The following is a 12,206-nucleotide window of genomic DNA, read 5'->3' as shown; positions in this document are numbered from 1 at the left end:
ACTATTTCCAAAAACAACTTAATGAAAGGGGATGAACTTGAACGCAGCCGATTTAACACTGTTTGTGAATGTTGCGGATACGGGCTCCTTTAATAAGGCTGCCCAGCAAGTAGGCTTATCGACTCCTGCGCTAAGTAAACGTATTAGCAAACTTGAGCAAGACCTTGGGGCACAGTTGATCCATCGTACGACAAGACGGCTCAGCCTGACCGAAGCTGGAGAGAATTTATACGTTCATGCCAAGAATATTGAAGGCCAAGTGAGCGATGCAATTGCCTCCGTGTCGGCCTTTAGCCAAGGTCTAACGGGTACGATAAAAATGTCGGTGCCGACTATTTCAGGAGAATTGCTATTGGCGGAAGCCGTGGCAGATTTTTGTCAAAAATATCCCAACATCAGCGTGGATATGCGCCTTGAAAATGATTTTGTGGATTTGGTTGGCGAGGGGTTAGATCTAGCTATTCGTACTGGCAAGCTGGAAGATTCTAGCTTAATAGCCAAGCCTTTAATTCAATCTAATTGGGTGGTTTGCTGCTCGCCAAGTTACATCGAGCGCCATGGCGAAGTGACCAATTTAGAAGCCTTGAAAGACCATAATTGTTTGGCTTATACCTATCAGGCACAAGGCTCCTTTGATTGGCGTTTTACACAAAATGGTCAAGAGGAAAGTGTATGTATTAGTGGTAGCTTCGCGACAAATAACGCACAGGCATTACGTAAAGCGGCCTTGGCAGGATTCGGTATTGTTTATGTGCCACGTTGTTGTGTCTATGAGGACTTACAGCAAGGGACATTGGTTGCTATTTTGTCGCAGTATCAGCCTCGTCAATTGGGCGTTTACGCTATTTATCCATTTACTAAATATTTGCCCAAAAAACTAAAATTGCTGATAGGGCACATTAAACAAGCCTATCAGGATAAAAAAGAATATTTTTGACCTTGGGAATAATATAGTAAGTGAAGGGTTAGCTGTATTGCCACATTTTGTATAATGGCGCTTTATTAATTAAAAGGAGTTAGAGGTGATAAAAAAAAGAAAACCAATTATAGCGTTGTTATTGTCGTTATTGTCGCCAGGTTTTGGTCATGTGTATGCGGGGGATCTTAAAAAAGGTTTTTGGTTATTTCTATTACAATATGGCGTAATTTTTTTATTGGGTAAACTGGGTTTTCTCTCCACCGCTTATGGGGCATGGTTCTTTATTGCTTTTTTGGTGTGTTTGTATTCGTACGCCATGTTCAGTTCCGTGCGGTTAGCTTTAGCTAATAAGACTTATGAATTGAAGTCTTATAATCGTTGGTATTGGTATCTGTTTGTTTTGGTTCTAGTTTTGGCTTGTGGTCAAATGCTTATCTCGTTTCGTGGGTCTGTGTTGGGGTTCGAGTTTTATAAAATTCCTTCTCGCTCGATGATGCCGACTCTTCAGCCTGGTGATTACATTACTGTTGATACACAGGATTCACTGATAAAAGTTGGCGATGTGGTGGTGTTTCGTTATCCCAAGAATAAACAAACTTTGTATGCTCAGCGGGTGGTTGCTTTGGGAAAGGACACAGTCGCTATCGAAAATGGCCAGGTGATTTTAAATGGTAAAACAGAATTAGCCGCCTCTGTTGATGAAGATTTTAGACGCAATAAAGTGTCTACTTATATGGCTGAAACAATGGTTCCTGAAGGCCAAGTGTTTGTATTGGGAGATTGGCGGGATAACAGCAGTGACAGCCGTTATTGGGGGACTGTTACCGAATCTGATGTGATTGGCAAAGTGACTTATATTTGGTTCTCTAAAGACATGGAGCGACTGGGGAGAGAAGTGAGGTAATAGGCTTTCAGATACAAATATAAACAATAGTAATAGTAAATTGTGCTTAACTAATATCAAGATAATTAGCGTAAATCCCACTAATTAAGAAGGTATATTATGGCCAATTTATCTCTTAAAAATAAGTTATTACTGATTAGTATTGGGTCTATTTTATTTATTTCTTTACTATTTACATGGCAGACTTATTCAAAGATATCTTCATTAAGTGATAGTTTAAAGCAAGACGCTGTTATTGATCTCAAAGAGTCAGCTATATCAAAGCTTGAATTAAACACTCGTATTGCTGGAGAGCAAATTCAAGCTTATGTCGAAAAAAATCTTGATGTCGCAAATGTTTTAGCGTCTCAACTGTCTGGTAATTTGACCTTATCGCCTCCTTTGTCTAGAGAGCAAATCTCGCGTTTGATAGAAGCGGCAAAAAAAAGTGCTCCTAATGCTAGTGTGCTGTATACCTTTTTTGAACCTAATGCGTTTGATAATAAGGACAGTGAATACGTAGGTAAAGATAGCAATGTAAGTGCTAAAGATGACGGCTCTTTTGCTGTGACGGTGGCGTTAACGGAAGATGGTGAGATTACTTATTATCCAATTGAAAGCGCACAAATTAAATATATTACGGATAAAGACGATCACGGACAGCGTATTTCTGAATGGTATTTATGCCCTAAAGACACGCAAAAAGCCTGTATTGTTGAGCCCTACTTGTTTGATTTACCTAACGGTACTCAAGTATTGATGACGAGTCTTGCCGCGCCGATTATCGAGTCGGGAGTGTTTAAAGGTATTGTTGGTGCCGATCTTGATTTACCTGTTATGCAAGAGTTTGCGAATGAATTGTCTAATGGGCTTTATGATGGACAAGGCTCCGTTACCATAGTCAGTAAAAAAGGACTGATTGTCGCTTCTAGTAAATACAATGACAGTTTAGGAAAGTCATTCAAAACGGTTGATACTGAGAATGGTCAAGCCTTGTTAGAGCTGGCGAATAAAGGCGGTGTAATAGAGCAAGACGGTCAATTGATTGTTGCTCAGCCTTTGAATCTTGGTAATTCAAGCACTCAGTGGAATTTTTTGATTAGCTTACCTATGTCCGTTGCTATGGCTAAGTTGGATGCGAAATTAGAGCTAATGGAAAGCGTTAAACAACGAGCGCTGATTGAACAGTTAACACTTGCTGTGATCGTATCCATTGTGGCAACAGTGCTAATGCTGTTGATTGTGCGCTCCATTATTCGTCCGTTGCAATTGTTGAACGAACAAGTGGCTCAGCTATCGGGTAATGATGGTGATTTAACTCAGACTCTCGATTTAAATGCGCATGCAGAGTTAAATGAATTAAGCGCAGGCTTTAATCTCTTTTTACAAAAGCTACGTGATATGGTGAATTCGCTAAAATCCATCGGTATCAGGGTTCGTGAATCCTCTGGTAAGAATGTGAGCGCCAGCCATAGTTCATTAGAAGAGACCGCCCATCAAAAAGCCGAGCTTGCGAATGTGGTTGTGTCGACTCAAGAAATGTCTAACACAGCTCATGAAGTAGCGAAAATCACGGCGGGTTTAGCCGATAAAATGAAGTTGATGAACAATACCGTTCGTCAATCTCAAAGTAGTATCGTGACCTCAACGAATACGGTTCAAGAACTTAGCAGCAGTATGGAGAGCGCAAAAGATTCCATTGATAAAGTGTCTGCACGTTCCGATGATATTAACCAGATTCTTGAAGTGATTCGCAGTGTGGCTGAGCAAACCAATCTATTGGCTCTCAACGCAGCCATTGAAGCGGCACGGGCCGGAGAGCAAGGTCGAGGCTTTGCCGTGGTGGCGGATGAAGTACGTAGTCTTGCTTCTAAAACGCAAAACTCCACGGAAGAAATCGATAGCTTAATCAATAACCTGCAACAAGAAGTGAAAATTGCGGTGAGCAGCATTGCGAACAGTGGCGACAAAGTCGCCTTGTCTGTTCAGTCAACGGAAGAAGTAAATAGCAGCCTTGCTGCTGTGGTAAATGAAATAGAGCTCATTAACGATCATATTCAACAAGTGGCTGCAGCGGCCGAAGAGCAAAGCCAAGTGAGTGTAGATATCACAGGAATGCTGAGAAAAATTGAAGATGCGGCTGAAGTATTGGCACAGTTCGCAAATCAAACGAATGACAGTAGTGAGCAAGTAACCCATCAATTAGATGAGTTAGATCGTCAATTAAGCAAACTGAAAAGTTAACGTAGATTGATAAAACAATTGGTTGAAAAATGGGTAGCAAAAGCTACCCATTTTTATTTATTAAATGTTTGTTCGCGCAGTTTTTAGAAATATCGCCGTTCAGGGCGTTGATAAGATTGTCTATGGCACAGGAAATCATGGCGAGACGAGTCTCTGATGTGGCTGAGCCAATATGCGGAAACAATACCGCATTGTCCAGTTTACAAAGTGGGGAGTCACCTGGTAGTGGTTCGACTTCAAAGACATCCAAACCCGCAGCGCGAATGGTGCCATTGCTTAGCGCGTCGATAAGAGCAGCCTCGTCAATTACCTTCCCGCGGGACCCGTTGATAAAAATGGCGTCTTTTTTCATCATAGCGAATTCTTTTGCACCGATTAATCGTTCTGTTTCTGCAGTTAATGGCGTCATCACGCAAATAAAATCGGAGGTTTTTAGCAGTTCTTCCATATCCATGTAAGTAGCGTTTAGATCTTGCTCTGCGTCTAGTTTGCGACTGCGGTTACTGTACTGAATCTTCATGTTGAAGCCGAAATACCCACGCTTGGCAATCGCGTAGCCAATACGTCCCATACCAATGATGCCAAGTGTTTTGCCATGAACGTCGGTGCCGTAAAGGTCTTCACCTATGTGTTTGTTCCACTTTCCTTCACGCACCATATTGGATAACTCAACCGCTCGGCGCGCGGTACACATAATAAGGGTGAATAGCGTATCCGCGGTGGTTTCGTCAAGCACCCCCGGGGTGTGCATCAGTGGAATATTACGTTTGGCAAGGTAGCTTAAATCATATTGATCCGTTCCGACCGAAATGGTGGATGCTGCTTTAAGTTTGGGAGCAAGATCCAGACGTTCTGGTGTCATATCGGCACTGGAACCAATTAGACCTTCCGCTTGTGAAAGAGCGGCAAGAAAAGCATCTTGATTCTTTTCATTAACGCCATTGAAGAAGGTAACATCGAATTCTGCTTCTAGGCGTTGGCGTTCATGCTCTGGAATCTCTTTGTATAAAATGACTTTTCTCTTCATTCTATTGCTCCCTGTTATTTGTTGTTTTTCTCTAAAGCTTTTATTTCTCAAACTTGTTGAGCTGCTGACGTGTTGGCAAGCCTTCACTGTCACCACGAACTTGCACAGTTAATGATCCTAGCAGATTGCCACGACGTGCTGCCTGTTCTATTGTTTTACCATCTAATAGGGCAGATATCACGCCAACGGCAAAACTATCACCAGCTCCTACGGTGTCGACCACCTTGTCTACAGGGAAACCTGCGACTGTGCCAGACTCGCCCTTACTCGTTTTGAAGTAAGCGCCTTTGCTACCCAGTTTGACGATAACGGCTTGAACACCTTGTTGAAGGTAAAAGTCGGCAATAACGTCTGGTTGATCACTGCCAGCGAGAATTTTGCCTTCTTCAATGCCCGGTAAAACAATGTCACTGGCAAAGGCAAATTCATTGATAGTGGCTATCATAGTCGCTTCATCTGCCCATAAAGTAGGGCGTAGGTTTGTGTCAAAAGAGATGCTGCAACCTTCTTCTTTGGCTAATCTTAGAGCCTGTTTCGCGGCTTTGCGCATGGGGGTAGAAACTGCGGCGGCGACACCTGTTAAATGTAAATGCGCGCCAGCTTTAAATAAATTGCTGTCAATGTCTGCTGCACTGAGTGTCGAAGCGGCAGAATTACGACGAAAATATTCTACTTTGGGGTCGCTGCCATCCGTTACATTGGATTTAAGCATAAACCCGGTAGCATGATTGGTGCTCTCAGAAATCCAATCGGTGCGAATATTTTCTTTGTTTATAGCTTGGCGGATAAACTGGCCAAAGCTGTCCTTACCCACTTTACTAATATAGCTGGCTTCAAAACCTAAACGTGCCATACCTATGGCAACATTGACTTCAGCGCCCGCTAAAGATCGATGAAATTCCTCAATATCAGCCAGTTGCCCGGGAGCTTTGGCAACAAACATCGTCATGGCTTCGCCAAGAGTGACAAAATGTTGTGGTTGTGAGTTTTGCATGAGATTTTGCCTCTAATTTTTTGTTGGTTTATGGCCGTCGAAAAGTATTCTTTGAAAATATCATGGAATCGGTTCCATGAATAGACTGCTAATACCTAGAATGTGATTGCTATCTATGTTTAGGGGAGATTATGTTAAGTAGATTGCCGGACAATTAGCTCTGCGGTTAGTTTAATATGCTCGGCTGGTTGGTTATTACCTTGGACACGTCCTAATAAACGTTCACAAGCCGTTTGACCTATTTGTTGGGCTGGTTGTCGCATTACTGTAATGCCACCTTCAAGTAATTGCGCCCATTCTGGGTCATCGATGCCAATTAAGCCGATGTCAGATCCAATATGCGCACCAAGTTGTTTTAGCGCTTTTGCGGTACTCATCATTGCAACGCCATTGGTGGTGAAAATAGCTTTTTTACTATTTGGATATGCATCAATAAAAGTCTGGATTTCCTTGCTTAGCTGATTAACTGTCATCGTCTCAATTTCAATAATATCGCATGATATGTCTTCATGCTCCTGAGTAAAGGCTTTTATAGCATCGACTCTGGCTTGTCTTGGGTCAATTTCCAGTGATTTGGTAATGACTAAAATAGATTCGTAAGCTTTGCTTTGTAAATGTAGACAAGCCTCTTTTGCCGCGGTTTCATTGTCTAAGCCAACGGTATCGAATCCAAGTGATGTGTTTATTCGGTCTACCATGACAATGGGGCAAGATATCTGCGTTAAGCTGCTAATCTGCTTTTGCGCCATACCAGATGTGTTAACAATAATGCCATCAACTCTATGAGCTTCTAATAATGCTAAGTAACGATCTTGTAGTTCTCTTTCGTTGTCTGTATTGCATACCATTAGCATATAGCCTTCTTGTCGACAGATATGCTCGACACCGCGTAATACATCGATCGAGTAAGGGTTGGTGACATCGGCAAGCATTAATCCAATGAGTTTTGAGTGCCCCGCTCTAAGCATCCGTGCAGAATGGTTAGGACGAAAATCTAGGTGAGCAATCGCTTGCGCGATTTTTTCTCGTAGTGCTTCAGATAATTTATCTTGTTCCCCATTAAGGTAACGTGAAACACTGGTCTTACCCACTTTTGCATAGTTTGCTACGTCCGAAATAGTGGTGAAGTTCTTATTTTGTTTCTTTAGCAATGTATTGTCTCAATGGTCAAGTACGGAAGTTAATAAGGTGGGCTTTTTTCTTACTGTAAACTATGATCCTAGCAAGGTGCAATTGCCTTTAATTGATCAGAATTCGGTTTTTCTTTTTCATTTCTTACATTCACAGGCTTATCTTTTTTGATAGCAGGAGTTATATGAAAATTTTCAGTTGTCAGCAATGTGGTCAAACAGTGTTGTTTGAAAACACGCACTGTGAGCAATGTTCGTCGTCGTTAGGCTTTTTGCCAGATCAATTAGTGATCAGTGCGTTGAAGACAGTTGATAATGCTTGGTATGCAATGGCGGATAAATCTATCCCCGCAAAGCGTTGGTATTACTGTGAAAATCATCAACATCAGGTATGTAATTGGCTGGTGGAAGAGGGCGGCAGTACTTTTTGTATGGCGTGTGAATTGAATCGTCATATTCCGAATTTAGATAAAATAGAAGAGCGTCAGGCATGGCAGCAATTGGAGTTTGCGAAACATCGTCTAGTATATTCTTTGTTGCGTCTTGGGTTGCCACTGATCAGCAAAAAAGCAGAACCTGAAGACGGTTTATCATTTGATTTTATTTCTGAAAATAATGTGGTTCCTGAAGATGTGAGCGCTATGACGGGGCATGCTTCTGGTCAGGTAACGATCAATGCCGCTGAAGGAAATTCAGTTGATCGAGAGCAAATGCGCGAAGATATGAAAGAGTCTTATCGAACTGTTATAGGGCATTTTAGACATGAAATCGGGCATTATTATTGGGATCAATTGGTTTTTGAAGATGAACAAGTTTTAGCGGATTTTAGAGGGCTTTTTGGCGATGACCGTACGAGTTACGCCGATGCGCTAGAGGCTCATTACCAAGCGCCAAACCCAGATTGGCAACAATCTTTTGTGAGTGTTTATGCTTCTTCTCACCCTTGGGAAGATTGGGCGGAAACATGGGCTCATTATCTTCATATTGTCGATACCGTTGAAATGGCAAGTGACCTTGGTTTAAGCCTTCAACCAGCTGGTGCGAATCGACAAAATCTCGCCGTAATGATGACTATTGATCCTTATCAGCACGATAACTTTGACGATATTCTCGCGCAATATGTGCCATTAACCTTTGCTGTGAACAATTTAAATCGTGGCATGGGACAACCGGATCTTTATCCTTTTGTTTTAGTTCCTGCGGTGCGTGATAAATTGGCGTTTATTCATCGTTTGTTGAAGGACTATAAAGAAAAATAGAGTAATGAAATTTTAGGGCGTGGCAGGCTACGTTGAACGGCAGCCTGCCACTTTGCCTTTATAAAACTTTTTGTTTTAGTTGGTCGATTTTAGATTTTTGGAATTCAACAAAATCGGCATTAGGTTGCTGTAAGTTAATGAATTCTAGAAGCGGATCTTCAACTTCGGTTTTATGTCCCGACAAGGCTTCCATCGTGGCGAGTCCGCAAAATGGCACATAGCTTTCTGCATATCCGCCTTCGTGAGCCATGACTAAACGGCCGTTGCAAAGTTGCTCAGCTGTGTTTGTCAGCATGCTTGTCATGGTGCGGAAAGTATTGCTGTGTGCCTGCATTCTAGCGAGTGGGTCAACCGCGTTGGCATCATAGCCGCACGCTACGATGATTAAATCTGGCTTGTATGCTTCTAAAGCGGGTAGCACTATTTGTTCAAAAGCATAGACATACGCTTCGTGGCCACTGCCTGCCAGCAATGGAATGTTGATGTTGTAGCCTTCTCCTTTTCCTACCCCTCTGTCTTCGGCACCAGAATAACCCGGTGGGAAGCAATTTTCCTGATGAATCGAAATACTAAGCACATCATCACGTTCTAGATAAATTTCCTGAGTACCGTTGCCATGATGAACATCCCAATCGATAACGGCCACACGGCCTACATTATGTTTTGCTTTCGCTTTTTCAATGGCAATCGGAATATTCGCAAGAAAGCAAAAGCCCATCGCTTGGTCTGGTAGGCAATGGTGTCCTGGTGGTCTGCATAGGGCATACGCATTTTTGATGTTACCCAGAACAACGTCTTCAACCGCTTGGCTTACTAGCCCTGATGACAAGCAGGCAATTTCATAACTTCCGTTACCAATGCTGGCATTTGGTCCCAATTCACCACCATTTTCATCACTGAGTGCTTTGAATCTTTGTAGGTAACTTTCTGGATGGACTCGTTGTAAATCTTCATATTGAGCAGGTGCGGCACCACTCACTATAAGTTTGGCGGTTAAACCTGAGCGGTCCATTAAATTTTTTAAACGTCTCTTTGTTTCTGGTGATTCCGCATGGCTGGAACCGGATGGCGGTTGTACCCAGCCACCAATTGGAAGTGGTCCAGCGTAAGACCCAGCAATGTGCCAGAAACATGATTCATCATAGTAAAAGCCTGTTTTATTCATTTTTCAGTTCCTTATTTAGTTTTTGTTTGTAGTACAAGAGTTAATAAAAGTGATGTCAGTGCCAGTATTAGGGCGAAACTGAGTGTTGCGCTGAAACCGCCAAACTTGTCTATCATCAACCCTGCTACCATAGGACCAATAGCGATACCACCACCCATAACCATGTTACTGAGGTTCATGACTTGACCGTTGGTATCGAATTTAGACAAGGTGGCTAAGATGAAAGGTAAGGCAAATGTCCATGCAAACTTGAAGCTGAAGGCAGCGACACTAAAGTTTGTACCATCGGGCGAGAACAGCAGAGCAATACTCGCAATCATCAGTCCATAACCAAGGATAAGTAACCAAGTAAAACGACTACGACCGCCCAATAAGGTTGCAACGCCGGCACCTGCAATACCAAATAGTGTCGCGATGGCTAAAATATTTCCGCTCGTTTGTCCTGTGATTCCGGCAGCAGCCCCGATGGAGCCAATAAATGTCCAAACTCCCATTAAACTAATGTAAAACAATAGGATGGCGATCAGTCCCATGACGGCATGACGAGATATACCACCAAAAAAAGTAGTGGACTTCTGGTTTTTGTTCGGTGCTGTTTCAGGTAAAAAGCGGGTTAAAGGCACACAGAGAGCCATTAGTATAGCCATTAGCAAGAAGAAGGCTTTTAAGCCAAATGACTCAAATAGGCTTGGTAGAATCGCGAGGCCTATTGCCCCTAGAACCAATTGACCGAATACCCAAAGTCCATAGGCTCGATCTGGTTTAGGAAGAGCAGAAGCTGATGTCATACAGATAACCATTAATGACCCACCGGCAAGACCACTGACAATTCGAGTGATAATAAGAGAGCTTGAAGTGTCGGCTAACATTGATGCTAGGTTTGCAAGAATAAAAACGACAGCACATAGAAAAGAGACTGTTTTTAGGTTGAAGCGTGATAACCAAAATAGAGCCGGAATGGTTGCCAAACTCATGGCACCGTTTTCAGACATAAATAATAGACCTATTGAAGATGGGGTCATATTTAGTTCGACAGCTAATTGTCCTGCTACAACTGGTCCTGTCATTAAAAGAGCAGGAACAACGGCCGCTATCATGACGATGGCAAATATCGTGGCATTAGATGAACTTCTAGCGAGGGGACTTTCAAGATGAGTTGATATCATTTGCCACCCCCAAATTTGCAATCCGAAGTCTGCGTTAATCGAGATTTTTTATTGGGGCTGCATACCTTATTTTTAGACGAATAGATTATGGGGTTATTTTTCATTTTATGTTCCTTTTTGGTTTTTTTTTGAGCGTTATGAACCCCAAGCTATAAATTTCAGCTTGTGAGATTATTATTTGAACGTTGTGTAATTTGTGGGTAAGGCTTGAGCTTAAGAGCTATTCGTCGTCGTTAGCTCTGCTAATAAACGGCTGATATCAGCCTTATTGTGTACTTCAAGCTTGGTATAAACGGATCTTAAGTAGTACCGGACGGTATTGGGCGATATGCCGATTTCTTGGGCGATTTCTTTATAGGTGAGCCCTTGACCAAAACTGATGGCAACTTCTTTTTCCCGAGTTGATAACTGGTCAATGGCAGAAATTGGGTGTGCTAGTAATAGAAAAACATCTTCCTTGGTTTGAACATCAATGATGAGGTGTTGGCCATGAATGCATTTTTTAGTCGGGGCGAAGGGTAATTGTGGCCCATGCCAATCTGGGTACTCTGTCTGAATTAACTCAGCAAAAGCTGGCTCACAACTGCGTAAAATGCCGTTGATATCACAAGTCGCCAGTACAACCTCTGTGCCATTGGGAGAACCAAAAAGCTCATGGCAGTTGCGAATATGGTTAATGGAGGTGGCGACCAATAGATGAGGCATTAATGACTGAAAAAGCTGTAATTCTAATGTTGAGAATGCTGGAGCGCTTTTATCTCTATATAAACTTAGATGGTTTCCTAGTCCTGAAATAGTGTCGTCGTTTTGCACGCACATAATTTTGTTAAAATGAAATTCCCGGCCTAATTTCATTAACTGCTCTGAAATGGTGTCTTTTTGGAAGTCTATGCGAATGGCGTTGGTGCTATTCTTTTTAATTAATTCTAAGGTGTTGTCAAAAAAACGCATGTTATGCCATGCATCAAAATAATTGTCTGGTAAGTTGTAAAAGTAGCAGCTGTGCATGGCGCTGGGCGTATAGGTGGCTTCCGATCCTCGCCCCCACCATGCTGATTTGAAAGGAATAATGGACTGAATGCATTCCAGCATGGTTTCTAAAAAACGCTCTAAAGGCTCTTCGCGTGCCAAGCGGTAAATCTCAAGCAAAGTTTTACTAAATGCATCAATAGCAGTGTGTTCTGATATTAAATGAGTATCTGATGTTTGCATTTTGACTCCAGCTTGAGAGATCTAAAATAGGCTATAAATTGATCTTATTACTCTTTTTGATCATTAAATACCCTACATATGTACGGGTTAAGATAAAAATGTTCGTGTTTTTCACTCATTAATGGGAAGTCAGGTGAAAATAGCTGACTAAAATGGTTGGTGGATTGTCCGCAAACATACACTTCAACGACTTATTCATAGCGACCT

General features: G+C 42.2%; 10 protein-coding genes. 4 read left to right on the top strand and 6 right to left on the bottom strand.

Features of this window, described 5'->3' with window-relative positions; translation table 11 throughout:
* Positions 1-37: 37 nt before the first annotated feature.
* The 3 genes from C0J08_RS18425 to C0J08_RS18415 all read left to right on the top strand — a co-directional run bounded on the left by C0J08_RS18425 (position 38) and on the right by C0J08_RS18415 (position 4,046).
* On the top strand, positions 38-937 hold the full coding sequence (locus C0J08_RS18425; protein ID WP_212653351.1) for a LysR family transcriptional regulator: 900 nt from the start codon (positions 38-40) through the stop codon (positions 935-937).
* Positions 938-1,022: 85 nt separating this feature from the next.
* Positions 1,023-1,823: a signal peptidase I gene (gene lepB, locus C0J08_RS18420; protein ID WP_212653350.1), complete on the top strand. Its 801-nt coding sequence runs from the start codon at positions 1,023-1,025 to the stop codon at positions 1,821-1,823.
* A 99-nt stretch (positions 1,824-1,922) separates the two neighbouring features.
* Complete coding sequence (locus C0J08_RS18415) at positions 1,923-4,046, top strand: methyl-accepting chemotaxis protein (RefSeq protein WP_212653349.1); 2,124 nt, start codon at positions 1,923-1,925, stop codon at positions 4,044-4,046.
* A gap of 43 nt (positions 4,047-4,089) precedes the next feature.
* Here C0J08_RS18415 and C0J08_RS18410 read toward each other — a convergent pair whose 3' ends face one another.
* The 3 genes from C0J08_RS18410 to C0J08_RS18400 all read right to left on the bottom strand — a co-directional run bounded on the left by C0J08_RS18410 (position 4,090) and on the right by C0J08_RS18400 (position 7,218).
* Positions 4,090-5,073 carry a 2-hydroxyacid dehydrogenase gene (locus C0J08_RS18410; protein ID WP_212653348.1) on the bottom strand — a complete coding sequence of 328 codons (984 nt, stop codon included), beginning with the start codon at positions 5,071-5,073 and terminating at the stop codon, positions 4,090-4,092.
* Between the two features lie 40 nt (positions 5,074-5,113).
* Positions 5,114-6,067, bottom strand: a complete 954-nt coding sequence (locus C0J08_RS18405) for a sugar kinase (RefSeq protein ID WP_212653347.1) — start codon at positions 6,065-6,067, stop codon at positions 5,114-5,116.
* A 134-nt stretch (positions 6,068-6,201) separates the two neighbouring features.
* Positions 6,202-7,218 carry a LacI family DNA-binding transcriptional regulator gene (locus C0J08_RS18400; protein WP_212653346.1) on the bottom strand — a complete coding sequence of 339 codons (1,017 nt, stop codon included), beginning with the start codon at positions 7,216-7,218 and terminating at the stop codon, positions 6,202-6,204.
* Between the two features lie 164 nt (positions 7,219-7,382).
* Here C0J08_RS18400 and C0J08_RS18395 point away from each other — a divergent pair, with 164 nt between their 5' ends.
* Entirely contained in the window at positions 7,383-8,456 is a 1,074-nt protein-coding gene (locus tag C0J08_RS18395) for a zinc-binding metallopeptidase family protein (RefSeq protein ID WP_212653345.1), read from the top strand.
* Between the two features lie 58 nt (positions 8,457-8,514).
* Here C0J08_RS18395 and C0J08_RS18390 read toward each other — a convergent pair whose 3' ends face one another.
* The 3 genes from C0J08_RS18390 to C0J08_RS18380 form a co-directional block, all read right to left on the bottom strand.
* Positions 8,515-9,621 (bottom strand): histone deacetylase-like amidohydrolase, encoded by a 1,107-nt coding sequence (locus C0J08_RS18390; protein ID WP_212653344.1) that lies wholly within the window; start codon positions 9,619-9,621, stop codon positions 8,515-8,517.
* A gap of 11 nt (positions 9,622-9,632) precedes the next feature.
* The gene (locus C0J08_RS18385; protein ID WP_212653343.1) at positions 9,633-10,787 is read right to left on the bottom strand and encodes an MFS transporter; all 1,155 of its coding nucleotides are present in this window, start codon (positions 10,785-10,787) and stop codon (positions 9,633-9,635) included.
* A 213-nt stretch (positions 10,788-11,000) separates the two neighbouring features.
* Positions 11,001-11,999: a helix-turn-helix transcriptional regulator gene (locus C0J08_RS18380; protein WP_212653342.1), complete on the bottom strand. Its 999-nt coding sequence runs from the start codon at positions 11,997-11,999 to the stop codon at positions 11,001-11,003.
* Positions 12,000-12,206 lie beyond the last annotated feature (207 nt).

It is taken from the genome of Marinomonas sp. CT5 (genome assembly GCF_018336975.1).
In the GTDB taxonomy this organism is placed as follows: domain Bacteria; phylum Pseudomonadota; class Gammaproteobacteria; order Pseudomonadales; family Marinomonadaceae; genus Marinomonas.
The sequence above is the reverse complement of the archived record's forward strand: the minus strand, read 5'-3'. Positions and strand labels throughout refer to the sequence as shown.